At 74.4% G+C, this 23,489-nt stretch carries 22 protein-coding genes and 1 pseudogene; 3 read left to right on the forward strand and 20 right to left on the reverse strand.

From position 1 onward, the window contains the following. The first annotated feature begins 299 nt into the window (after positions 1-299). Positions 300-548, forward strand: a complete 249-nt coding sequence (locus ACQRUO_RS19570) for a hypothetical protein (RefSeq protein ID WP_428317262.1) — start codon at positions 300-302, stop codon at positions 546-548. A 60-nt stretch (positions 549-608) separates the two neighbouring features. Here ACQRUO_RS19570 and ACQRUO_RS19575 read toward each other — a convergent pair whose 3' ends face one another. Together ACQRUO_RS19575 and ACQRUO_RS19580 are read right to left on the reverse strand one after the other, a co-directional pair. Then, a complete protein-coding gene (locus tag ACQRUO_RS19575) occupies positions 609-1,808 on the reverse strand; it encodes a hypothetical protein (protein ID WP_428317263.1) in 1,200 nt (399 codons plus the stop codon). Between the two features lie 101 nt (positions 1,809-1,909). Further along, positions 1,910-2,275 (reverse strand): hypothetical protein, encoded by a 366-nt coding sequence (locus tag ACQRUO_RS19580; RefSeq protein WP_428317264.1) that lies wholly within the window; start codon positions 2,273-2,275, stop codon positions 1,910-1,912. 523 nt (positions 2,276-2,798) lie between these two features. Between ACQRUO_RS19580 and ACQRUO_RS19585 the strand changes: the two genes are divergently transcribed. After that, positions 2,799-3,101, forward strand: a complete 303-nt coding sequence (locus ACQRUO_RS19585; protein ID WP_428317265.1) for a DUF6087 family protein — start codon at positions 2,799-2,801, stop codon at positions 3,099-3,101. A gap of 36 nt (positions 3,102-3,137) precedes the next feature. Here ACQRUO_RS19585 and ACQRUO_RS19590 read toward each other — a convergent pair whose 3' ends face one another. From ACQRUO_RS19590 to ACQRUO_RS19640, 11 genes are all read right to left on the reverse strand, one after another. Next, entirely contained in the window at positions 3,138-3,296 is a 159-nt protein-coding gene (locus ACQRUO_RS19590) for a hypothetical protein (RefSeq protein ID WP_428317266.1), read from the reverse strand. A 280-nt stretch (positions 3,297-3,576) separates the two neighbouring features. Further along, positions 3,577-4,263: a gamma-glutamyl-gamma-aminobutyrate hydrolase family protein gene (locus ACQRUO_RS19595; protein WP_428317267.1), complete on the reverse strand. Its 687-nt coding sequence runs from the start codon at positions 4,261-4,263 to the stop codon at positions 3,577-3,579. Positions 4,264-4,321: 58 nt separating this feature from the next. After that, positions 4,322-5,827 carry an MFS transporter gene (locus tag ACQRUO_RS19600; protein ID WP_428317268.1) on the reverse strand — a complete coding sequence of 502 codons (1,506 nt, stop codon included), beginning with the start codon at positions 5,825-5,827 and terminating at the stop codon, positions 4,322-4,324. Continuing rightward, a complete protein-coding gene (locus ACQRUO_RS19605; RefSeq protein ID WP_428317269.1) occupies positions 5,824-7,881 on the reverse strand; it encodes an FAD/NAD(P)-binding protein in 2,058 nt (685 codons plus the stop codon). Before ACQRUO_RS19605 ends, ACQRUO_RS19600 begins: the two co-directional genes overlap by 4 nt. 174 nt (positions 7,882-8,055) lie before the next feature. Then, complete coding sequence (locus ACQRUO_RS19610) at positions 8,056-8,844, reverse strand: response regulator transcription factor (RefSeq protein ID WP_428317270.1); 789 nt, start codon at positions 8,842-8,844, stop codon at positions 8,056-8,058. A 244-nt stretch (positions 8,845-9,088) separates the two neighbouring features. Then, positions 9,089-10,132 (reverse strand): C45 family autoproteolytic acyltransferase/hydolase, encoded by a 1,044-nt coding sequence (locus tag ACQRUO_RS19615; RefSeq protein ID WP_428317271.1) that lies wholly within the window; start codon positions 10,130-10,132, stop codon positions 9,089-9,091. Continuing rightward, complete coding sequence (locus ACQRUO_RS19620) at positions 10,129-10,737, reverse strand: GNAT family N-acetyltransferase (RefSeq protein WP_428317272.1); 609 nt, start codon at positions 10,735-10,737, stop codon at positions 10,129-10,131. The genes ACQRUO_RS19615 and ACQRUO_RS19620 overlap by 4 nt, the downstream gene beginning before the upstream one ends. Positions 10,738-10,811: 74 nt before the next feature. After that, complete coding sequence (gene purB, locus ACQRUO_RS19625; RefSeq protein WP_428317273.1) at positions 10,812-12,098, reverse strand: adenylosuccinate lyase; 1,287 nt, start codon at positions 12,096-12,098, stop codon at positions 10,812-10,814. 48 nt (positions 12,099-12,146) lie between these two features. Further along, positions 12,147-13,664, reverse strand: coding sequence for a glutamine synthetase (locus tag ACQRUO_RS19630; RefSeq protein ID WP_428317274.1), 1,518 nt, complete (start codon positions 13,662-13,664; stop codon positions 12,147-12,149). 152 nt (positions 13,665-13,816) lie between these two features. Further along, positions 13,817-15,745 (reverse strand): hypothetical protein, encoded by a 1,929-nt coding sequence (locus ACQRUO_RS19635; protein WP_428317275.1) that lies wholly within the window; start codon positions 15,743-15,745, stop codon positions 13,817-13,819. Then, a complete protein-coding gene (locus ACQRUO_RS19640) occupies positions 15,742-16,077 on the reverse strand; it encodes a 4Fe-4S dicluster-binding protein (RefSeq protein WP_428317276.1) in 336 nt (111 codons plus the stop codon). Before ACQRUO_RS19640 ends, ACQRUO_RS19635 begins: the two co-directional genes overlap by 4 nt. A gap of 275 nt (positions 16,078-16,352) precedes the next feature. Here ACQRUO_RS19640 and ACQRUO_RS19645 point away from each other — a divergent pair, with 275 nt between their 5' ends. Next, the gene (locus tag ACQRUO_RS19645; protein ID WP_428317277.1) at positions 16,353-16,814 is read left to right on the forward strand and encodes a carboxymuconolactone decarboxylase family protein; all 462 of its coding nucleotides are present in this window, start codon (positions 16,353-16,355) and stop codon (positions 16,812-16,814) included. A gap of 157 nt (positions 16,815-16,971) precedes the next feature. Here the strand turns inward: ACQRUO_RS19645 and ACQRUO_RS19650 are convergent, their stop codons facing one another. The 7 genes and pseudogenes from ACQRUO_RS19650 to ACQRUO_RS19680 form a co-directional block, all read right to left on the reverse strand. Continuing rightward, on the reverse strand, positions 16,972-18,150 hold the full coding sequence (locus ACQRUO_RS19650) for an FAD-dependent monooxygenase (protein ID WP_428317278.1): 1,179 nt from the start codon (positions 18,148-18,150) through the stop codon (positions 16,972-16,974). Between the two features lie 29 nt (positions 18,151-18,179). After that, complete coding sequence (locus ACQRUO_RS19655) at positions 18,180-19,589, reverse strand: alkaline phosphatase family protein (protein WP_428317279.1); 1,410 nt, start codon at positions 19,587-19,589, stop codon at positions 18,180-18,182. After that, positions 19,586-20,752: a metabolite traffic protein EboE gene (eboE, locus tag ACQRUO_RS19660; protein ID WP_428317280.1), complete on the reverse strand. Its 1,167-nt coding sequence runs from the start codon at positions 20,750-20,752 to the stop codon at positions 19,586-19,588. The genes ACQRUO_RS19655 and eboE overlap by 4 nt, the downstream gene beginning before the upstream one ends. Before the next feature lie 2 nt (positions 20,753-20,754). Next, positions 20,755-21,606 carry a TatD family hydrolase gene (locus ACQRUO_RS19665; protein WP_428317281.1) on the reverse strand — a complete coding sequence of 284 codons (852 nt, stop codon included), beginning with the start codon at positions 21,604-21,606 and terminating at the stop codon, positions 20,755-20,757. Positions 21,607-21,743: 137 nt separating this feature from the next. Then, the gene (locus ACQRUO_RS19670; protein ID WP_428317283.1) at positions 21,744-22,322 is read right to left on the reverse strand and encodes an EboA domain-containing protein; all 579 of its coding nucleotides are present in this window, start codon (positions 22,320-22,322) and stop codon (positions 21,744-21,746) included. Between the two features lie 47 nt (positions 22,323-22,369). Then, complete coding sequence (locus ACQRUO_RS19675) at positions 22,370-23,212, reverse strand: sugar phosphate isomerase/epimerase family protein (protein ID WP_428317282.1); 843 nt, start codon at positions 23,210-23,212, stop codon at positions 22,370-22,372. Next, a pseudogene (locus ACQRUO_RS19680) lies at positions 23,209-23,489 on the reverse strand (SCO3242 family prenyltransferase); the annotation flags it as partial. The pseudogene ACQRUO_RS19680 and the gene ACQRUO_RS19675, both read right to left, overlap by 4 nt.

Genomic DNA, 23,489 nt, shown 5'->3' on the forward strand with positions numbered 1-23,489 from the left:
CGCAGGTGGTCCCGCCCTGGTCGGCGGCGCTCCCGCGTTGTGGGGGGAGTGGGGGATGGTGGGGCGACTGTGAACAGGTATGCAGCCATCGTCGGCGATGGACATCGCCGCAGGTCAACAGGCTTCCAAACCCAGCAATATATCGAACAGCATATGTTCGGTGATGCTCGATCAAACCACCCGGAGCTTGGGCCGTCCCGCCTTCGCCTGCTCCTTGCGGCCGGTCATCGACGGTGAGACCGGCCGAGCCGGCCGGGTCGGGCTGACCGGGATGGGCGACCCCCGCCCACCGTGCCCCGGTGACCTTTACCCGCGGGCAGCGCTCGACCCTTCTGCCGGGCGCCGGGAACCGTACCGACGCCGAGCTCGCGGCCGAGCAGACTCGCGCGGACCTGCCGCCGCTGTCCGACCGGGCCTGGCAGCGCCTGGCCGCCGACGGGCAGCTGCAGGTCCTGGATGCCGCGCTGCGCGGGCCGGCCTGCCTGGCCTGGCTGCTCGACGACCACCACCTGCCCACCGGCGAGCGGCCCCGGTTGGCTGCGGCCTGAGGTCCGCCCGACTCCGCTACCCGAGTGCCTTCGGCCCACGCCTTGGTCGGTCTGTAGCGGTCAGCGGAACGCGGCCGGCGGAAGGTAACCGGGTTGGCCGTGCAGAGCATCGAGCCTGGCCTCGACGTTGGTGGCGGCGCCCGGCTGGCCGATGGCGCGCAGGAGGGCGCTCAGCCGGCCGCCCAGTTCGTCCAGGTGGGGTTCGTCGTCGTCCAGTGCCTGCCAGCAGGCCAGTGCGTTGCGTCCGGCCAGTCGCACCGCCGGCTCGCCGGACCCGGTCCACGTCAGGCGGTGCTCGGCGGTGGCTATCCACCGCTCGGCGGCCCGTACCGCGGCGCCGCCGGCTGCTGCGACGGTTGCCTGGACCTCGAGGACGTCGCCCATCTGCGGGGAGGCGGCCCCACTGGCGCGCAGCACCGCGCGTTCCCACTGGGCGGCGAGTTCGGCGGCGCTGTGATGGTGCCCGGCGCCCAGGGCCCGGGCGATCGCGGGCCGCAGGTCGATGACCGGCGAACCGTTCGCCACGGCCGGCAGCGGCGCCGGCGCCGGGGTGGCGAGCTCGGGGGCCCTCGGAGAGCGGGGCAGGGCGGGTGCGGCCGGCTCGGTGGGGGCCAGGAGTACGGTGCCGCGCTCGAGGTGGGATTGGCCGGCGGCGAGCGGGTGCAGGTGGGCCAGGTGCTGGCGGGCGGGGGCGCTGCGCAGCAGTTCGGCCAGGGCCCGGGTGTAGGCGGGGGCCTGCCACGGGCCGCGCTTGACCGGCGGGGCGACCGCGCCCCACCAGGCGACGGTGGTGGGGAGGGCGAGGTCGCCGTCGCGCATCGGCAGGCACGAGGGGTCGGCGACCAGGTCGAGGATCACAGTGGTCATGCCGGGTGGGCGGGAGGCGAGTTCGCGGGCGATCCAGGCCCAGGGCAGGGCGGTGTAGCGGATCGTGGTCTCGGTGGTGCGGGCGAGGGCGAGGTGCACCTGGCGCTGGCGGTGGTCGCGGATGAGCTGGCCGCAGATGTACAGCAGTAGCGGGCCGCGGGCGGCGGCGGCCGTCTGCAGGCGGGCAAGAACGGCCTGAGGTTCGGCGGGGTCGACGAGTTGGACCACGTCGGTTGGCCCGTGCCAGGTGGGCAGCAGGCGGCGGGCAGGCACGTTCGCCATCGCCGTGGAGCCCAGTTCGGGGTCGAGCAGGCGCCGGCGGCTGCGGTGAGGGGCTGCCGCGAGCAGCAACACGTGGCCTCGTGGGTCCTGGTCCTCCCCTGTGATCGTCATACCGGCACGGTAGCGCTCGCCCGTGTCGACCAGCGCAAACGGCAGGCCCGGACCGTGCGGACGGTCCGGGCCTGCTGGGTGGTCGTGCGCTCGGAAGGGGCCTACGGGGTCTGGGCGGCGCCGCCCCGCACACCATGGGCGGTGCTGGTGGGTGCCGGGCTCGGATTCTGACCGGTGCTGCCGGAGGCGTGGCTCCCACCGCCGAACAGCAGCAGGAGGATCAGCAGGGCCGCGCCACCACCACCGCCGGCGGCAGCGACCGTCGTGCCGCTGATCTGCCGGGTGTGGGCCCGCACGTACGTACCGTCGGTCCGGGTGTGGCTGCGGACCGGAACGGTCATGGGGCCGCTCGAGGCGGTGGCGGGACAGCCACCTGTGGCGGTCCCGCCGTTGACCTTCCGGGTGTGGGCCCGCACGTACGTGCCGTCGGCCCGGCGGTGGCCGCGAACATGAACGGTCTTGGTCATGGCTCCCCCAGGAGGGTTGTCGAGTGCTCCCCGCACAACCGTCGATTACAGCACCTGCCACTGACAACTACCGTTCCACGCCAGGCTTTTGGGTCCTGACGTGCATATTGGACAAGCGTTCGACATGGTGAAGGGGTCCGCACCCCGGCAACTCAGGTACGGGCCCCTTGGGGGGTGGGGGCGGATCAGGTGATCGGTGCGGCGATGGGCCCTGGGGCGGCAGCCGGTACACCTGGCGGACCGTCAGTCCTCGGTGACGGTGACGACGACGATGTGGTCGGTCTCGACGGCAGGTCCTCGTACCAGCGGGCGGTGTTGTCGGCCGAACTCGGCCATCCGGTCACCGCGAACGTCTACCTGACGCCACCAGGTTCCACGGGCTACGGGCCGCACTGGGATCTGAAGCAACAGGGTGCCGTCCTTGGCATCAGCAGCTGACACAGCGGGCCGACGAACCACACGAGCATCTGCCCTGCGCAGCCGGCCGGTAGGCTCGAAGCGCCGCCGCGCGAGAGGACCCGACGTGCTCGATCCCGACGACGACCCGCTGTCCCTGTGGTACGCCGCCCGCGCGGACCGCAAGCGCCCCGCCGGTACGCGAGACTCGCTCCCCCTCACCCTGAGCCTGCACAGGCCCCTCTTCGAGAACTCCGCACAGCTGGTGGTCGAGTGGGACGGCCGCACCTGGCAACCCGTGGCAGTCACCACGAGCTACGCCGAGGCCTACCCGCTGATCGTGCGCCGGGGTGCCACTCCGGCAGCCCCGCAGGAGGACACCCCGGTGCCGCTCCTCCGCAAGGGCCCCGGACGTCACCGCCGACCGTGACCGCCGGAGCGCGCCAGCGGTCACGGCCGGCGCCGCTCAGCCGGTAGCCGCCAGGCCACCGCGCCCGCTGCGCGGCGGCCGGCGCCGGTAGCTGGGCAGGAGGACCGCCGGCACGGTGTCGGGCACCTCACCGAGCGCCTCGTGCCACTCGTCCTGGGTGCCCTTGAAGGCGATCCGCGGGTTGACGCGGTACACCCCGTAAAGAGCCCCTGCCCCCGAGCAAGCTGACCCACGACCTCACCCATCGGACCGCAACCGTCGCCTGGTCACCCCTGCTGACCTGCACTGATACAGCCACAGCACCAAGGACCTGGAGGTGGCGACCCGGGTACCACCCTGCCGAAAGGCTTTAAGGAGCATGCTCACCCCCGCGCGCCCCCCGCAGGAGTGCGCGCCCCGCTCCGCGGCCGGTACGGTCCGCAGTTCGGCCGCGTCAGCTCCTGCGGGAGTGGCCGCCCCGGTCACCGCCTCCTGCTCAGCCCCGCGCCGCGTTCACGAAGGCGCGGAACAACGGCACCGTGTCCTCGCCGAGCTCCGCGTGCGCCTGCAGGCCCACCACGAAACGCGCCGTCGGGTCCTCGGCGGCCTCGACCACGCCGTCCTCGGCCCAGGCGCTGGCCACCAGGCCGGCACCCAACTTGTCGATGCCCTGGTGGTGGTGGCAGTGCACGGTGGCCGAGGTGCCCATCGCGGTGCCGAGCACCGAGCCGGCCTCGATCCGGATCTTCTGCGGGTCGTACTGGCCGGGGATCGCCGGCGAGTGCTCGGGAAGGTGCTCGAAGAGGGTGCCACCGCGGCTGATCGACAGCAGCTGCAGTCCACGGCAGATGCCCAGGATCGGGATGCCGCGCCGCTCGGCCACCGCCAGGGCGAGCAGCTCGGTCTCGTCCCGGGCCGCGGAGACCGGCAGCGTGTGCGGGCCGGGCTCGGCGCCGTAGCGCGCGGGCGCGATGTCCTGGCCGCCGGAGAGCAGCAGCGCGTCGACCCGCCCCACGATGGCCTCGACGGCCGCGGGTTCGGGCGCAACCAGAACCGGGGAACCGCCGGCGTCGACGACCTTCTCGAAGTAGGCCGACGGCAGGTAGGTGATCGGCTGGTCCCGCCAGATGGTGTAGTTGAGCACGGCCGTGTCGGCCATCATGGCGACCACTGGTCTGGTCATCGGGGTACGTCCTTCCAAGTGACGAGTCACGGGTCACGGGTCACGGCCTGGCGGTGCGTCAGGCCCGGGTGTCCAGGGGCGCCGCGCCCCGGTCGGAGAGGCCGGTGGCCCGTCGCACCGGCCGCCCGAGCAGCACCGCCGTGACCACCGCGCTCAGGCCCAGCAGCCCGACCACGCCCCACAGCGCGACCGTGAAGCCGTACACGGTGGCGTCCGCCCGGGCCGCCGGCCCCGCGAGGTGGACCAGGTGCCCGGCCGCGGCGCTGGCCGCCACGGTGTTGATGACCGAGGTGCCGACCGAGGCGCCGATCTGCTGGGCGGTGGTGAACAGCGCCGAGGCCGTGCCGGAGTCGGCCGGCGCCACCCGGCTGGTGGCGGTGGCCATCGCGGTCATGCCGGTGGCGCCGAGCCCGATCCCGGCCAGCAGCATCGCCGGCAGCACCTGCGCCGGGTAGGAGGAGCCGGTGTCGGTGCGGGCCAGCAGGGCCACGCCGCCGCTGCCGAGGAGCAGGGCGCAGGCGACCACCCGGAACGGCGGCACCCCGCGGGTGCCGAGCCGCACCGCCAGGTTGACGCCGGTGGTCATCCCCACCGTCAGCGGCAGCAGCGCCAGCCCGGCGGCCACCGCCGAGAAGCCGCGCGCCACCTGCAGGTAGTAGGTCAGGAAGAGCAGCAGGCCGAAGGTGGCGACCGGGGCGAGCCCGGCCACCACCAGGGCGCCGGCCCGGTCCCGGTCGGCCACCACGTGCAGCGGCACCAGCGGGTGCGCGGCCCGCCGCTGGCGCAGCACGAAGAGCCAGAGCAGCACCACCCCGCCGGCCAGCGCGCCCACCACCGAGGCGCTGCCCCAGCCGTGTCCCTCGGCCCGGCCGAAGCCCAGCACCAGTGCGGTCAGCCCGCCGCAGCCCAGCAGCGCGCCGAGCAGGTCGAGCCGGCTGCCGCGCCGCCCGTCGCCCTCGCGCAGCACCCACAGGCCGGCGGCGGCCGCGGCCAGCGCGATCGGCACGTTGACGTACATGCACCAGCGCCAGTCGAGGTACTCGGTGAGCAGCCCGCCCAGGATCAGCCCGCCGGCCGCGCCCACCCCGGAGACCGTGCCGATCACCCCGAAGGCCCGCCCGCGCTCGCGCGGTTCGGTGAACGTGGTGACCAGCAGCGCCAGCGAGGCCGGGGCCAGCAGCGCGGCGAAGGCCCCCTGCACGGCGCGGGCGCCCAGCAGGACGGCGGGGCCGCCGGCTGCGCCGCCCACCGCCGAGGCGGCGGCGAAGCCGACCAGCCCGAGCAGGAAGGAGCGTTTGCGGCCGACCATGTCGACCACCCGGCCGCCGAGCAGCAGCAGCCCGCCGAAGGCGAGCGCGTACGCGGTGACCACCCACTGCCGGTTGCCGTCGGTCAGGCCCAGGGCCTGCTGGGCGGAGGGCAGCGCGATGTTCACGATGGTGGTGTCCAGCAGGACCGTCAGCTGGGCGACGGCGATGACCACCAGCGCCCACCAGCGCAGCGGGTCACCGGGCACGGCCGGCACCGTGCTGCTCACCCGCCGGGCGGCCACCGCCCTGCTCACCTGCCCGCTCCCGCTCCCGTGGAGCCGACCGCCGAGCCGACCGCCGAGCCGACCACTGAGCCGACTGCCGAGCCGACTGCCGAGCCGACTGCCGAGCCGACCGCCGCCGCGACGTGCGCGGCCGGGTCGGGCAGCGCCAGCACCGCCGCCGCGATCGCGTCGGAGTCCTCCAGCGTCACCGAGCCGACGCCCGGCCGGATGCCGGCCGCGGTCACCCAGTGCACGGACTCGGTGGGCACCCCGTACGCGAAGCGCCGCGGGTGCGGCACGCCCTGGGCGTCCAGCAGGTGGTAGGGCCGCTCGGCGACCGCCAGGCCGCCGGTCTCGTAACTGCCGCCGTCCGCACCGCGGATCAGGTAGGGGCGGGCCTGCCCGCCGGCCAGCAGCCCGCTCATCAGCGGGTCGCTGGTGCGGCGCACGTCGATCTCCGGCAGCCGCGCCTCGATCAGCACCGTGGCATGCACCCGCAGGTCCCGGATCTCGCGCGACCCGGCGGTGAAGCAGGCGCCGTCCGGGCCCTCCGGGTCGGCGGCGATCCGCACGCCCGGCCCGGTGACGTCCAGGACGCCCGCGTCGATCAGCGCGATCATCTCCTCGATCCGGGAGGCCGGCGGTCCGATCGACAGGAAGGCGTTGAGCGGGGTGTACCAGCGGTCCAGCTCGTCGCGGTGCGAGTCGGCGTCCAGGCCGCCGTTGTCGATCGCGATCCGCAGCTCGTTGCGCAGGTCGCGCAGCACGTCCAGGGCGGCCTTGACCGGGCCGCTGACGTTGCCCTGGCGGGCCCGGTGCAGGTCCTCGACCAGGTAGTCGCGCAGCCAGCCGCGGAAGTCCGCCAGGCCGGCGAACTCGCGTCGGCCGAAGGGGCGGGCGATCTGCTCCCAGTCCCAGTGCTCGTCGGCGCCGATGCCGGCCTCGGCCAGCAGCCGCTCCTCCGGCTCGCCGGGCTCGGCGGCCAGGAAGGCGGCGGCGAACTCGGCGGCCTGCTGCGCGCCGGTGCGCCCGGCCAGCAGCGCCTCGTAGTAGACCGTGCGCACTTCCTTGGAGACCAGCGGCCACAGCTCGGTGCCGAAGGAGATCGGCTCCCCGCCGCGGGCCCGGTCGCGCAGCTGGGCCGCGTGCTCGACGGTGAGCAGCCGCGGCTGGTGGCGCCCGTGGGCGCCCTTCTCGTTCTCCCCGCGGGCCTGGTAGGGCACCCCGCGGCGGGAGCCGGCGTACAGGCGCGGCTCGCGGCCCGAGGGGCGGTAGACCAGCCGGCCGTCGACCCGCTCGAAGACCCCGCCGCGCGCGTGCGTGAAGAGCGACATGTAGTCGAAGAAGTTCAGGCCCAGCCCGCGCAGCAGCACCGTCTCGCCGGGCGCCACGCCCGTCAGGTCCACGTCGGCCGGGTTGGCGGGCGGCAGGTAGGTCAGGCCGTGCCGGGCGGCGAAGGCGGTCAGCTCGCGCTCGGTGTCGGTGAGCCGCACCTGCACGTGACCCTGCGCCAGCACCACGGCACTGAGCCCGCCCAGCTCGCCGCCGTCCTCCAGCAGCACCCGCTGCGCCCCGCCGGGGCCCTCCTCGTCCTGCACCGCCACGGCCCGCACCGGGTGCACCCGCACGGTGGTGTGCGCGGCCGCGTTGGCGGTCACCTGTCGGAACACCCAGGTGAGGTACTCGCCGTAGAGGGCGCGGGTGGGGTAGGTGTCGGGGCCCAGGTCGCGGGCCTCGGCGAGGGTCTCGTCGTCGTAGGCGGACCCGGCGCCGGGGCTCAGCGCGCTCGGGCCGAGCGCCTTGGCCCACTGGTACAGGCTCGGGCCCTCCTCCAGCGGACCGGCGATGCTGACGCTGGCGTCGGTGTACACCGTCACCTGGGAGGCGACGGTGTTCATCAGCAGGTGCCGGGACTGCGTGGGCCGCCAGACCCGGCCCGAGCCCGGCGGGTCCGGCTCCACCACGTGCACGGTGAGCTGCTCCCAGCGAGGCGCCTTGCGTTCCTGGGCGCAGATCCGTTCCAGCACGGAGAGCCCGCGCGGTCCGGCCCCGACCAGGCACACTTCGATTCGTCCGCTGCCCACAAGCCACTCCGCTCAGGAGAAGGGGAAGGCTCCCCGAGAGTCATGCTGGTTCCGCCACCGTCGTGCCCGGCGCTCAACCACTGCTCGGCCTCCGCTGGAGGAACCGAGCCCGACCCGCGGGCAGGCCCGAGCGCCCCACGGCCCCACCGGGGGGCGCGGGCGCGGGCGGGCGGCTCAGCAGCTGCCGAGCTTGAAGCCCACGCCCCGCACGGTCACGATCCACCCGCTGTCGCCCAACTTGCCCCGCACGCTGCTGACGTGGGTGTCGACCGTGCGCCGCGACCAGGAGTCGCCCCAGACCTGCTGGAGCAGCTGCTTGCGCGGGATCACGGTGTCCGGGTGCTGGGCGAGCAGGCAGAGCAGGTCGAACTCCTTGCGGGTGAGCGGCACCGACACGCCGTCCACCGTCACCTCGCGGGAGTTGGCGTCGATCCGCAGCCGCCCGCGCCGGATCTCCCGGGCGGGCACCGCCGGCGGCGTCCACTGGGCGCGGCGCAGCACCGCCTCGATCCGGGCCATCAGCTCCCGGATCCCGTAGGGCTTGGTGACGTAGTCGTCGGCGCCCGCCTGCAGGCCCAGCACGCAGTCGATCTCGGACTGGCGGCCGGTGACGATGATCAGCGGTACCCGGCTGACCGAGCGGATCAGCCGGCACACCTCCAGGCCGTCCAGGTCAGGCAGTTCGAGGTCGAGCAGCACCAGGTCGGCGGTCTCGTACGCCTGCAGCGCCGCGCTGCCCCGCCGGACGCCGACCGAGTCGTGGCCGTGCCGGCGCAGCTGGGTGACCAGGCCGTCCCCGGCCTCCCCGTCCACCACCAGGATGCGCCGCCCGGGCACCGTCGGCGCCGGGCGTCCGACGGGCGCGAACAGGCTCTCGCGCGGCGGGGCCTCCCGCAGCGGACGCAGCGGGGCGGGGACTGACGGGTGGGGTTCGAGCAGTTCCTGCACCTGCACCTGACTCATGCCTCCCCCGGGGGTCCTGCACGGCCCGTGGGCGCGCCGGTGGCTAGCGGGGCGCGGCCCGGACGCGGCGCCGGTCCGGTCCGGGCCGCCTCCCGCGCCGACGCTACCGATCCGCGGTGGAGTCCTGATACAGCGTGTCGAAGGCCGCTCCAGCGTTCGAAGGCCGGCGGTCGAGCACCCGTCACAACACCGGCCGGCGTTCGAGCACCCGTCACGACACCGGCCGGCGGTCGAGCACCCACCACTACACCGTGTACACCCGGGTCCCCGAGTGGTTGGGGTTGCCCGGCCGCAGGTGCAGCTTCCGTTCCGCGGGCCGCAGCACGGCCGCGGCCACGGTCCGCTCCACCCGGTACTCGCCGCGGTCCGAGATGCACACCGGCGGGCGCGACAGCACGTCGAAGTACTCCTCGGCCCGGGCCTGCGGGTCGATCTCGGCCATGCCCTCGGTGATGGCCCACAGCCGGTCGTCCGAGGAGACCCGGTCGAACAGCGACTGCCGGTCGAAGGGCACGAAGTCCCGGTGCAGGTAGTGGTTGGTGTGGGCGGCGCTGCCCCCGGCCGGCTCGGTCACCCGCAGCTCGTTGCGGCACAGCTCGGCGAAGACGGTCCGCTCCGGGTCGCACAGCAGCATGTTGCGGGAGCTGGACAGGGTCAGCCCGGCCAGCAGCTCCAGCGCCTCGGTCACGCTGCCGGCCCGGTCCAGCAGGTGGCGGATCGCCAGGTACGGGGTGACCCCCGGGCGCCACAGGCCGTCGGTGACCAGGTTGACCCCGATCGCCAGCCCGTCGCTGTTCATGCCCAGGAAGCCGAGCAGGCCGTGGAAGCTGAGCACCGCCACCCGCCGCGGCGAACCGGTCCTGGCCAGCTGCAGCACCGCGATGTGGGAGTCCAGGTCGGCGGCCAGGTCCACGGTCTGGGCCAGCACCGGCCGGGTGCCCGGCCCGGTGCGGGCGTAGGAGGTGCAGTCGCCGCCGGTCGGGACCAGGCGACGGCCCATCATCTCCCGGCGCAGCTGGAGCAGCCAGGCCTCCTCCTCGGTGATGCCGGCGCCCTCGGCGAGCCCCGCCACCTCCTCGGCCAGGTCGGGCACCACGGCGGTGATCTCGCTGCGGTACTCGGCGATCGAGGAGCGCAGCTCGTCGAGGGTGAGCGGGTCGTCGGTCAGGTGGTTCAGCCGGGCCAGCCCGTCGTCCAGGAAGGCGCGCAGCCGGACGGCGAGGGCCGCCCCGTGGGCGCGGCCCAGCTCACGCGGAGTACCGGCGGCCTGGATGTGAGCGACTATCATGCCGAGACGGCCGCCTTCTTGGGTCCGGCCGCCAGGGCCGCGCTCACCGCCTGCCACTCGGCGCGCAGCACGCTGTAGAAGACGGCGTCGCGGCGGCGGCCGCCCGGCATGTAGTTGAAGCTGCGCAGGGTGCCCTCCTCGGTGGCGCCGATGTTGCGCAGCCCCTTGCGCGCCTGCTGGTTGAGCACGTCGGTCTTGAACTCGACCCGCTCGGCCGCCAGCGTCTCGAAGGCGTGGGTCAGCAGCAGCTGCTTGGCCCAGTGGTTGATGCCCTTGCCGCGGAAGTCGTGGCCCAGCCAGGAGGCGCCGATCTCCAGCCGGCGGTCCTTCTCGGCCAGGCTGAGCAGGCTCATGCTGCCGGCGATCCGGCCGCTCGCCTTGTCGGTGATCACGAAGACGGCGCGGCGGCCGGCCGCGTGCTCGGCCAGGTTGGAGTCGAAGAAGGCCTCGAAGTCGGCGTCGTCGCCGACCACGACCGTGAAGTACCGCCAGATCTCCGGGTCCAGCGCCACGGCGCGCACGCCCTCGCGGTCCGCCTCGGCGATCGGGGTCAGCCGGACGTACTCGTTCTCCAGGGTGGCGGCGATCTTCTCGGACCAGCTCATGTCACTCTCCGTTGGTGGGCGCGCCGGCCGGCGCGGTGGATGGGACGTCGGGTGGCCAGGCGGTGGCCGCCCGCTCAGTTCGCCAGGTCACGCAGCTGCTCCAGCCGCTCGTGGATGACGTGGTGGTTGGCCAGGAAGTCCTCGGGGGTGCAGCGGGCCGCCTCGACCCCCTGCGCGCGCAGCGCCGCGCCGAAGTCCTCGCCGTGCTCGACGGTGCTGCGGGCCGCCGCCTGCACCGCGCGGTAGGCCTGGTCGCGCTCCATGCCGCTCTCCAGCAGGTCGACCAGCACCGTGGAGCTGTAGACCAGCCCGCGGGTGTAGGAGATGCCCTCGCGCATCCGCTCCGGGTAGACCGTCAGGCCCTCCACCAGCTTGGCCGCCTTGACCGCCTGGAAGTGCGCCACCGTCAGCGCGTCGGGCAGCACCACCTTCTCCACCGCCTGGTGGGCCAGGTCGCGCTCGTGCCACAGCGCCACGTTCTCCAGCCCGGTGTTGGCGTAGCCGCGCAGCAGCCGGGCCAGCCCGCACAGCAGCTCGCTGCCGGTCGGGTTGGCCTTGTGCGGCATGGCGCTGGAGCCCTGGTAGGCGGCGGTGCGCTGCTCCTCCACCTCGCGCACCTCGGTGCGCTGCAGCAGCCGCAGCTCCAGCCCGATCTGCTCGACGCAGGCGCCGAGCGCGGCCACCGCCTGCAGCAGCTGGGCGTGCCGGTCGCGGGCGACCACCTGGGTCGGCGAGGGCTCCACGCCCAGGCCCAGCTGCTCGCAGACGTACTCCTCGACGGCCGGGTCGATCAGCGCGTAGGTGCCCACCGAGCCGGAGATGGTGCCCACCGCGACCGCCTCGCGGGCCGCGGCCAGCCGGCGCAGCGAGCGCTCGATGGCGAAGGCGAAGCCGCCCAGCTTGTGGCCGAAGGTGGTGGGCTCGGCGTGCACCCCGTGGGTGCGGCCGACGATCACGGTGTCCCAGTGCTCGAAGGCCCGGTCGATCAGCACGTTGCGCAGCGAGCGCACGGCGCCGCTCAGCAGGTCGGTGGCCTGCGCCAGGGTGTGGCCGAGCGCGGTGTCCACCAGGTCGTAGCTGGTCATGCCCAGGTGCACCCAGCGGGCCGAGGACTCCGGCATGGACTCGCAGTAGGCGGTCAGGAAGGAGAGCACCTCGTGGTCGCGCTCCTGCTGGATCTCCAGCACCCGGGCGGGGGAGGGCACCTTGGCCTGGCGCATGTCGTCGAGGACCGCCGCGGGCACCCGGCCGAGCCGCACCTGCGCCTCGGTGGCGAGGATCTCGACGCGGACGTAGGTGGCGTACCGGGTCTCGTCGGAGAACAGGTCCGCCATCTCGGGGAGGGTGAAGCGAGGAATCATCAGGAGCCCTAACTCTGTGCGGTGGCCTGGGACTTGGCTGAAGTCCGGTCAGAAGTTCGCGAAGTACTCGCGCTGCTCCCACTCGGTGACCTGCCCGGGCGCCGGAGCGGTGTGCAGCGCCCAGGCCTCGTAGCGGCGCACCTCGCTCTCCTTGAGCTTGGCCAGGCAGGCGGCCAGCGGTGCGCCGAGCAGCTGGGCGGCGCGCCCGGCGCGGAAGGCCTCCAGGGCCTCGCGCAGCGACTGCGGCACGGTCTCCTCGCCGGTGGCCGACTCCGCTGCCGGTGCGCCGGCGGCCGTGGCCCGCTCCAGGCCCTGCAGACCCTGCAGGCCGGCGAAGAGCTGGGCGGCGATGTTCAGGTAGGGGTTGGCGCTCGGCTCGCCGATCCGGTTCTCGATCCGCGCCCCGGCCCCGCTGCCCACCACCCGCAGCATCGCGGTGCGGTCCTCCAGGCTCAGCCCCACCCGGGTGGGCGACAGCGCGTGCTGGGTGCCCAGGCGCTGGTAGCCGTTGACGGTGGGCACCGAGAGCAGGAACAGGTCGCGCAGCCAGGACTGCAGGCCGTCGGCGTAGGCCTTGCTGTTGGGCGACAGACCCGCCGACAGGCCCTCGGCGCTGAACACGTTGCGCCCGGTGGCGCTCTCCACCAGGGACTGGTTCAGGTGCCAGCCGCTGGGGTCGGCGCCCTCGATCAGCGGCTGCGACATGAACGAGGCGTGGTGGCCGCGGCGGGCGCACCACTGCTTGGTGAAGGCGCGGAAGAGCAGCATCGCGTCTGCGGTGTCCAGTGCGGACATCGGGTCGAAGGTGGTCTCCACCTGCCCGGGGCCCATCTCGTGCTCCATCGAGCGCAGCGGCAGGCCGAGCTCGAGCAGCGCCAGGCCCAGCGGGTCGGTCAGGTGGGCCACCGTGTCGTAGGCGCAGTCCAGGTTGAACTGGTAGCCGGCGTTCATCGCCGCCACCCGCGGCGCCGGTCCCTGCCGGCCGAAGCCGTTGCCCTGGTTGCCCGGGTCGTCGTCGAGCCGGCGGCTGAGGTACCACTCGACCTCCAGGCCCAGCACCGGGCTCAGGCCGCGCTCGGCGTAGTCGGCCAGAACCCGGTGCAGCACGCCGCGCGAGGAGAGCGGGTGCGGGGTGCCGTCGCGCAGGTACTCGTCGCCGATCACCCAGGCGGTGCGCGGGCCCTCGCCGGGCAGCTGCTGGAAGGTCAGCGGGTCGGGGACCACCACGAAGTTGCCCAGGCCCGCGATCTCGTCGACGCCGATGCCGTGCTCGCCGCGGTAGTCCACCGCGGTGGTGCAGGCGGTGTCCTTCAGGAACGGGCCGGGGCTGAAGTTCATGCCGTTGCGCAGCACGCCGCGGAAGGTGCGTGCGGTCAGCGTCTTGGAACGGACCAGGCCGTGCGGGTCGCCGAAGGCGAGGCGCACGAAGTCCACCCCGTCCAGGGCGGCCTCGATCCGCTCGGCGGCCGCGAGCCGGTCCTGGCCCCACAGCCGGTGGTCGGCGACGAACGACTCGGTCCCGACGCTGCCCTCCGCGGCGGGGGTCGACCACGACCTGGAAAACATGGGGGTCCTTTCGGCGAGGGGGTGGGTGCCGGGCGGGACGGTGGCTGCCCTGCCCGGCGGGAGCGCCGGTCCCGACCGCCGAGGTGTCCGCACCCGCCGGTCCGCCCCGGGCGTGATCCGCGCGCCCGGGACGGACCGGTGTCGGGGGTGGCTCAGTGGTCGGTCGCCCGGGTGGCCTGGGCCGCCGACACCGGGGTGCCGGTGATGGCCTGCCAGTGCCAGCCGGAGTCGAACGAGGTGACCTCGAACTGCTCGCCCTGCTCGGCCAGCACGGCCGCCTGGCCGGTCAGCCGGGCGATGAAGGCCGAGATCTGGTGGCCGACGAGCATCTCCTGCTCGGTGAACGGGGTGCCGGCGCAGCGCAGCACCCGCAGGTCCATGAAGCCGTTGAACGAGCGGCCGACCAACTGCACGGCGTGCGGGCTGCGGATGGTGAACCGGACCAGGTTGTTGACGTGCCCGTGGTGGTGCTGGTCGGAGAAGTGGGCGATGTCGGGGATGGTCGGCGGCACGAAGTGGTCGCGGTCCAGCACCGCGGCGGTGCGCGGCAGGTTCCCGGCGATGAAGTGCCAGGAGTTGTACTGCATCCGCGAGGACATCGCCCACGCCGTGTCGGCCAGCGCGGCGACCGAGTCGCCGAAGTGCCGCTTGGCCTCCTGGGCGGGGACCACGCAGCAGAAGAACCGGGTGATCGGCCAGGTGGTGATCTCGTCCCACTGCTCGCCGCGCAGCGCCGCGATCAGCTCGGGCAGCGAGCGCAGGCCGCGGCTCATCGAGAAGTCGGCCTTCAGCACCGCGGTCGAGGCGGCGACCGCCTCGTACACCACGGCCTCCAGGCCGGTGTCGAACCCGCCGTGCGGGCGGGCCAGCCAGGACGCGTCGGCGTCCGGGGCGAGCCGCAGCTCGGCCAGCGAGTCGCCGACCAGCGGCAGCGCGGCCGTCAGCCGGTCGGTGGCGGCCCGGTCGAGGGCGGTGGCGACCTCGCCGTACGGGGCGGCGACCTTCTCCACCTTGTGGATCAGGGCGCCGTGGATCTCGCGGTAGAGCTGGACCGTGCGCATCACCTCGGGCCGGTTCGCCGAGAGCGCGGCGGCCAGCGCCATCAACTCGGCGACCGACGCCTCGGCCAGGGCCGGGATCCGCTCCGCGCCGAGCGCCTCGTTGTAGTTGCGGCGGGTGCGCTCCAGCAGCCGGGCCACGTTGTCCAGGGTCAGCTGGGAGCCGTTGGCCTCCTCGATCCGGCCGAAGCCGGCCGAGCGGATCAGCAGGCTGATGCCGACCACCATGAGCACGTCGTGGTCCGACCAGAGCTCCAGCGGCAGGCCGACCAGGCTGCTCAGCGCGCAGTCCGGGTGGCCCGGCCACAGGGTCTTGCCGGTGACCGTGTTGGTGTCACGGAAGTTCGTGTACTGCTTGTCGTCCATGTACAGGATGAACGGGGCGGTGCGCTGGGCGGCCTCGGTCAGCTGGGCCAGCAGCGCGTCGCGGCCCTCGGCACCCTGGGCCGCCAGCCAGGCGCGGCTGTCGGCGGCGGACTCGGCGAACCGCTCGCGGGCCCGGGCCACCTCGCGGTGGTAGGCCTGCAGGTGCTGCTCGGTCCACGGCATCCGCAGCACGCCGGCGACCAGCTTGTGCTGGGTGGCGAGCGGGGCCTGCGAGGGCACCCGGACGACCACCCGGCCGCCGGCGGTCAGCCCGACCTCGCCCAGGAAGGCGGTGCGCGCCTCGGGGTCGACGGGCGCGGCCTCCGCTCTGGCGACGGTGTCGTCCTGCCAGGTGAGCCCGGCCACCACGGCCAGCGCGGCGGAGTCCGCGGTGCGCAGGCCGCCCAGCTGCACCTCGGCCGGCACGTGGCCGTCCAGGGTGAGCAGCACCTCCAGGGCGGTGCCCAGGTCCGGGGCCTGACCGGCGGTGCGCCAGACCCGGGCCAGCAGGCCCGGGAAGCCGGCGTCCTCCTCGGTCACCCGGTCCGGCTTCGGGGTCACGCCGGCCGGCGTGCCCAGGCGACTGGGACGGCGACTCTGGCGCTTGCGGGCGTTGCTCTCGCGGCGCGAGGTGCCGTGCTCGGCGGGCGCGGTCATGCGGCACCTTCCGCGGTGAGTTCGATGTGGTTCCACATCGATTCGTCGGTGGGCGTCCAGTCCTCGTCGACGTAGATGCAGTCGACCGGGCACTCCAGGACGCAGGACGGGCAGCCGGAGCACAGCTCCGGGATGATCACCACGTCGAGGCCACGGTCGAAGATCGCCCCGAACTCCGCCGGGCAGCTACGCAGGCAGGTGTCGCAGGTGATGCACTCGGACTTCTCGATTCGGCGGGGCGGCTTCTTCCAGTTGTCGGCGCGGCTGCGTGTGGCAATCCGCAGGGCCCGCCCGGACGGCTCAGCCGACGAAGCGTTTGTTTCCACGGGCATCGAACCCCTTATGACGTCTTGTCGATGACAGCTCGAACTGACGCCTCCGAGCTTCACGGGTTCCTCTCGACCAGTTCCGGACCATCACTTGCGGCCCGCTGGAGCCACTCGGACACCCCGCGGCCGCCGACCTCGGGAAAGCGTGGTGCACGCCACACCGGTCACAGCGGCCACGCCGTCACATCCCGGCGCCCCATTTCGTCAGTGCGGCGTCGGACGTTGAACGCTCGGGACGCAAGACGCACCGCGATCCCTGCGATGTGGAGGAGAGAACCGTGAACGCTCGCATGACCAACCCCGCGATGGTGCTGCCCGACGCCATGAAGGGGATCCAGAACATCTACAAGGCCATGTACCAGGGAGGTGTGCCCGAGCTGACCATGGAGCTGGTGCACCTGCGGGCCAGCCAGATCAACGGCTGCAGCGCCTGCGTCCACTCCGGCGTGGCCAGCGCCAAGAAGGTCGGCGAGACCGACGAGCGGCTGCACCAGCTCGCCGCCTGGCGCGAGGCGCCGTTCTACACCGACGAGGAGCGTGCCGCCCTCGCGCTGACCGAGGCGGCCACCCGGCTGGCCGACCGCTCCGGCCAGGCGGTGCCGGACGAGGTGTGGGACGAGGCCGCGAGCTTCTTCGACGAGAAGCAGCTGGCCGCGATCGTCCTGATGGTCGCCACCACCAACTTCTTCAACCGGATCAACGCCACCATCCAGGAGCCGGCCGGCACCACCTGGAGCTGACGAGACCACCTGGGGTGGTGGCGCGCCGGCGGTGGGACGTCCCCCCCCCCCCCCCCCCCCCCCCCCCCCCCCCCCCCCCCCCCCCCCCCCCCCCCCCCCCCCCCCCCCCCCCCCCCCCCCCCCCCCCCCCCCCCCCCCCCCCCACCCCAGGGCTTCGCTACCGCGCCGCGGCCGGCGCCAGCGCCTGCTCGACGTCGTAGCGCTGCACCCAGGCGATGTCCTCCACCATCGCGGACATCTCCCCCTCCTTGCGCCCGCCCAGCCGCTGGGAGCCCCCGGTCAGCGCCTCGCCGCGCACCCGGGTGGTGTGCTCCAGCCGCAGCTCCTGGTAGCGGCGCAGCGCGGCCGCGATCCCCGCGGGCCCGGCCGTCCGCTCGCCCAGGCAGGCGGCCAGCGCCACCGCGTCCTCCAGCGCCTGGCTGGCGCCCTGCCCGTAGTGCGGCAGCATCGGGTGCGCCGCGTCGCCGAGCAGCGTGCTGCGCCCGGTGCTCCACCGCGCCAGCGGCTCGCGGTCGTACAACGACCAGTGGCCGGCCTCGGTGGCGGCGCCCAGCAGCGTGCGCACGGTCGGCTCCCAGTCGGCGAAGGCGGCCGCCAGCGCGGCCGGGTCGCCCTGCCGGCTCCAGGAGTCGCGCAGGTCGCCGGAGTCCGGCACCACCGCGACGAAGGCCAGCCCCCGCCCACCCTGCACCGGGCAGACCAGCAGCCGCGCGCTCGGCCCGGTCCACACGTACATGTCCTCGACCGCCAGCTCGGGCACCAGCTCGGCCGGCACCACGCCGCGCAGCGCCGCGGTGCCGGCGAACTGCGGCTGCTCGCTGCCGGCGAGGGCCTGCCGGATGACCGAGTGCACGCCGTCGGCGCCCACCAGCACGTCGGCGTGGGCGCTGCTGCCGTCGGCGAAGTCGATCCGCACGCCCTGCTCGTCCTCGGCGAAGCCGGTGCACCGGTGGTTCAGGTGCACGCTCTCGGCGGGCACCTGCTCGGCCAGGATCCGGTGCAGGTCGGCGCGGTGCAGCGTGTAGTGCGGCGCGCCGAACTCCGCCGCCCAGGCCGCGCCCATCGGCTGCCGGGCCACCGTGACCCCGCGGTCCCACAGCCGCACCTGCAGCGCCTGCGGCTGCGCCGCCACCTCGCGCAGCCGCGGCTCCAGGCCCAGCCGGTGCAGCACCCGGCTGCCGTTGGGCGCCAGGTGGATGCCGGCGCCGACCTCGGAGAGCTCCGCCGCCTGCTCGTACACCTCGACCTGCAGCCCGGCGCGGCGCAGCACCAGCGCCGCGCCCAGCCCGCCGATGCCCGCACCGACCAGCGCCACCCGCAGGTTCGCCTCGCCCATCTGACTGCTCCTCAGTTCTGTTGTGCCGTTCATGAGTTGTCGTCCTCGGGCAGCTCGCCCGCCGCCGCCAGCCGGAGCAGCAGCGCCTTCACCTCGGTGGCCGCCACCCGCTCGGGCAGCGCCCCGGGCGTCGAGCAGAGGATCACCGGCCCGTCCTCGTCGCGCTCGGGCAACCGCCCGTGGCTGCCGCGCACCGGCGCGGGGTCCAGCGGCACGACGGCCATCCGGTAGCGCAGGCCGAGCTTCTTGCGGGCCACCGCCGTGGCCGCCTTCACCCGCACGTACGGGTCGGCGGGGTCCAGGAAGAGCTCGGCGGGGTCGTAGCCGGGCTTGCGGTGGATCTCCACCAGCTGCGCGAAGTCGGGGGCCAGCGCGTCGTCGAGCCAGTAGTAGTAGGTGAACCAGGCGTCCGGGGCGGCGACCGCGACCAGCTCGCCCGAGCGCGGGTGGTCCAGGCCGTGCTCCTTCTTGCCCGCCTCGTCCAGCAGCAGGTCCAGCCCGGGCAGGTCGGCCAGCGCGGCCCGGGTGGCCGCCAGGTCCTCGGCGCGGCGCACGTAGACGTGGGCGATCTGGTGGTCGGCCACGGCGAAGGCGCGCGAGGCGGTGGGGTCCAGGTACTCCATGCCGGCCTGGGTGTGCACCTCCAGCAGCCCGGCCCGGCGCAGCGCCCGGTTGATGTCCACCGGGCGGGTGGCCTTGGTGATGCCGTACTCGGAGAGCACCACCACGGTGCGCCCCAGCCGCTCGGCCTCCGCCAGCAGCGGCGCGATCACCTGGTCGAGCTCGGCGGCGGCGCGGTGCGCGCGCGGGTCCTCGGGGCCGAAGCGCTGCAGGTCGTAGTCGAGGTGCGGCAGGTAGCAGAGCGTCAGGTCGGGGCCGTGGGCGCGCAGCACGTGCGCGGTGGCCTCGGCGATCCAGCGGCTGGAGGCCAGCCCCGCGCCCGGACCCCAGTACTGGAAGAGCGGGAAGGGGCCGAGCAGCTCCACCAGTTCGTCGTGCAGCGCGGGCGGGCGGGTGTAGCAGTCCGGCTCCTTGCGCCCGTCCGCGCGGTAGACCGGGCGCGGGGTGACGGTGAGGTCGGTGTCGGCGCCCATCGCGTACCACCAGCAGATGTTGGCCACCGTGTAGCCGGGGTGGGCGCGCCGGGCCGCGTCCCACAGCTTGTCGCCCTGCACCAGCGCGTTGTGCTGGCGCCACAGCAGCACCTCGCCGAGTTCGCGGAAGTACCAGCCGTTGCCGACCACGCCGTGCTCGGCCGGGGTGGCGCCGGTGAGGAAGGTGGCCTGGGCGGAGCAGGTCACCGCGGGCAGCACGGTGCCCAGCGGCGCGGCCGAGCCGGCGCGGGCGAAGGCGCCCAGGCGGGGCATGTGCGCCAGCAGCGCGGGGGTCAGGCCCACCACGTCCAGCACCAGCAGCGGGGTGGGGGTGCGGTCGGTCACGGCTGCTCCTTCAGGCCGAGGTCGAGCAGCAGGTCGCGGGCGAGCGCCAGCTCGGCGGCGATGCCGTCGGCCAGCTGCGCGTCGGTGCGCGGGCGCAGCCCGGGCGGCAGGGTCTGCCAGGTGTAGGTCTCCACCTCCAGGTGCCGGGTGCGCGCCGTCGGGCCGCCGACCAGGCCGGCCAGCGTGGCGCGCAGCACCGGCAGCGTGCCGGCCAGCGGTGCTTCGGGGGCGGCGTGCAGCGGCACGTGGACGTGCACCCGCCAGGGCGCGCCGGTGGGCAGCCGGCCGGTCAGGGCCTGGCCGAGGTCGTCGGTGCCGTGCAGGCCGGCGGCGGTGCGGGTGCGGGTCTGGTGCAGGAAGCGCGGCTCGGCGAACTCGGCCAGCGCCCGGCGCACCTCGGGCCGGTCGGGCCCCTCGACGTGCAGGGCGGCGGACAGCTGCGCCTTGGCGATCGGCACCCCGGCGGTGGCCAGCCGGTCCAGTGCGGCGACCGGGTCCTCGAAGGAGGTGGCCAGGTGGCAGGTGTCGACGCAGATCCCGATCCGCGGCGAGCCGATCCGGGTCAGCGGGTCGATCGCGTCGGCGGTGGTCTCGATGACGCAGCCGGGCTCCGGCTCCAGGCCGATCCGGATCGAGCGTCCGGTGCGCTCGGCCAGGTCGTCCAGCTGCCCGGCCAGGGTGCGCAGCGCGCCCCGGGCGAGGGCGGCTGCGGTGTCGTCGAAGGGGGTGCGCCAGGCCAGCGGCAGGGTGGAGATGGTGCCCTCGGTGACGTCCTGCGGCAGCAGCTCGGCCAGCAGCCGGGCCAGTTCGAGGGTGTGGGCCGCGCGCTGCGGCTGCGTCCAGTCGGGCTGGTAGACCCGGTACTTGACCACCTCGGCGCCGAAGCCCCGGTAGGGGAAGCCGTTGAGGGTGACCACCTCCAGGCCGCGCCGCTCCAGCTCGCGGCGCAGCCCGGCCACCGCCCCCGGCGTGCCGGTCAGCTCGCGCACCGCGTCCGCGGCCAGCCACAGGCCCACGCCCAGCCGCTCGACCCCCAGCCGCCGGCGCACCGGCTCGCAGTGGTCGCGCAGCTGGGCCAGCACGCCTTCGGCGCTCTCCGCCGGGTGCACGTTGGTGCAGTAGGCGAGGTGGACGGTGGAACCGTCCGGGTGGCTGAAGCGCATCGTTACTCGCCGCCGCGCAGGATCGAGTTGCCCTCGTGCAGCGAGCCGGTCGGCTGCACCCGCTCCAGGTCCAGGCGACCGCTGAGCCCGTAGAAGGCCACCGGGTTGCGCCACAGCACCCGGTCGACCTCGTCGTCGGTGAAGCCGGCGCGCAGCATCGCCTCGCCGGTCTTGCGGGTCTTCAGCGGGTCGCTCCTGCCCCAGTCCGCGGCCGAGTTGACCAGCACCTTCTCCGGCCCGTACTCCTTCAGGATGGCGACCATCCGCTCCTCGTCCATCTTGGTGTCCGGGTAGACCGAGAAGCCGAGCCAGCAGCCGGCGTCCTTGGCCGCCTTGACCGTGGTCTCGTTGAGGTGGTCGAGCAGCACCCGCTCGGTGGGCAGCGCCGATTCGCGGATCACGTCGACGGTGCGGTGCAGGCCGGTCAGCTTGTCCCGGTGCGGGGTGTGCACCAGGGCGGGCAGGCCGTGGTCGGCGGCGAGCTGCAGCTGGGTGGTCAGGGCGACGTCCTCGGCGGGGGTCATGGAGTCGTAGCCGATCTCGCCGACCGCCACCACCGAGTCCTTCACCAGGTAGCGCGGCAACTCCTCCAGCACCTCGATGCAGCGCGGGTCGTTGGCCTCCTTCGGGTTGAGGGCCAACGTGCAGTGGTGGACGATGCCGAACTGCGCGGCGCGGAACGGCTCCCAGCCGAGCAGCGCGTCGAAGTAGTCGTAGAAGCTGGCCGGCGAGGTGCGCGGCTGGCCCAGCCAGAAGGCCGGTTCGACCACGGCGCGCACGCCGGCGGCGTGCATGGCCTGGTAGTCGTCGGTGGTGCGGGAGGTCATGTGGATGTGCGGGTCGAAGATGCGCATGCGAGCTCTCCTGCTGCGGCGTCAGGGTGACTGCGGGGTGGGTGTGGACGGTGGAGCGGGCGGCTGCGGGCCGCCGGGTGGTGCGTGAGGTGCGGGTACGGGGGCGGCTGCGGGCCGCCACGGATGGTGCGGGGTGACTACGGCTGGGTGAGGGCCAGTACGCGGTGGACGTCGTCGGGCACCGGCCGGCCGGCCGCGGTCCGCTCGGCCGCGTAGTCGGCGAGCATCCGGGCCAGTTCGCCGTCGCCGCGGGAGCGCTCGGCCAGCCCGGCGACCGCGCTCACCGGCACGCCGGTGAACAGGCACTTGAGCACGGCGTGCCGCCAGGCGTGCGGGTCCAGGTAGTCGGCGGCGTACCGGCCGAGCGCGGCGGCCACCAGGCGGGTGTCGTTGGTGCGCAGCGCGTCGTGGACCAGCGGCAGGCCGACGGCCGGGTCGAGCCCGAGCTGCGGCAGGGCCAGCAGCACGGCCCGGCGCTCACCGGCCGCGCCCTGCTGGTAGAGCCGCACCACGGTGGCGGCGTCCGCGCCGGCGGTGTGCAGCAGCAGCGCGCGCACGGTGTCGGCCAGGTCCTCGCCGACCCGCCGGCCGGCCTCGGCGAAGCGCAGCTCCCAGGCCGCGAACCGGCCCGGCACGCCGCCGGGGTGCCCGGCCGCTGCCTGCTCGGCCTGGGCCAGGGCGGTCTGGAGCCAGACCCGGGCCACCGGGGTCAGCATCGCCTCGAGCGAGCCGCGCAGGTCGGCCGGGGAAATCGTGGGGGTCGTCACCGGATGCCTCCGTTTCGCAGGAACTCCAGGGATCGCGCCGCCAGCTCGGGGCCGGCGTGCGAGTGGCGGGGCAGTTCGACGACGGTCAGGCCCTGGTAGCCGCTGGCGCCGAGTGCGGCCAGCACCGGCGGGAAGTCGATCTCGCCGTCGCCGAACGGCAGGTGTTCGTGGACGCCGCGGCGCATGTCCTCGATCTGGACGTGCCGCAGCCAGGGCGCGGCGGCCCGCACGCAGTCGGCGGGCGAGGCCTCCTCCAGGCACTGGCAGTGGCCGATGTCGAGGGTGAGGCCGAGCCGGGTCGGGTCGTCGAGCAGGGAGCGCAGCCGGTGGAAGCCGGCCAGGTCGTCGAGCAGGTGGCCGGGCTCGGGCTCGATCGCCAGCGGCACCTCGGCCCGCTCGGCCGCCTTCAGCACCGGCTGCAGCGCCTCGCCGAGCCGCTGCCAGGCGGTCTCGGGCGCGGTGTCCGGCGGGCGGACGCCGCTGAAGCAGTGCACCGCGTGGGCGCCGAGCTCGGCCGCCACCTCGACCGCGGTGACCAGCAGCCGGGCGCGGGCGGCCCGGGCCTCGGGGTCGGCGTCCAGCAGCGAGGGGCCGTGCTTGCGCCGCGGGTCCAGCACGTAGCGGGCGCCGGTCTCGACGGTGACCTGCAGGCCGAGTCGGTCCAGCTGCCCGGCCAGCCGGCGGGTGCGCGCCTTCAGGTCCTCGGCCAGCGGGTCGAGGTGCATGTGATCGAGCGTCAGACCGATGCCGTCGTAGCCGAGGTCGGCCAGCAGGTGGAGCGCGTCGGTCAGCCGCAGGTCGGTCAGCCCGTTGCTGCCGTAGCCCAGGTGCAGGCTCATGTCGGACTGACCTTCCGGGCCAGCGCGCGGGCCAGCGGCGCCAGAGCGGTGAGCGCGGCCGCGGTGACCGGCGCACCCGCCCGGGCGGCGAGGGCGGCCTGCAGCGGGATCATCGCCCGGATGCCGCCGCCCACCGCGCGCTGGGTGAGCTGCGGCGAGGGGTTGAGCGCGGCGTGCAGCAGCGGCCGGGCGGCGGTGGCCGCGTAGCCGGCCGCCAGCGCGGCGGGGGCGAGGGCAGTGGCGGCGGCCGGCCCGGCGGGGGAGATCGGAAGAGCGT

Origin of the sequence: Kitasatospora sp. LaBMicrA B282, from assembly GCF_050325825.1 — a bacterium.
Classification (GTDB): Bacteria; Actinomycetota; Actinomycetes; order Streptomycetales; family Streptomycetaceae; genus Kitasatospora.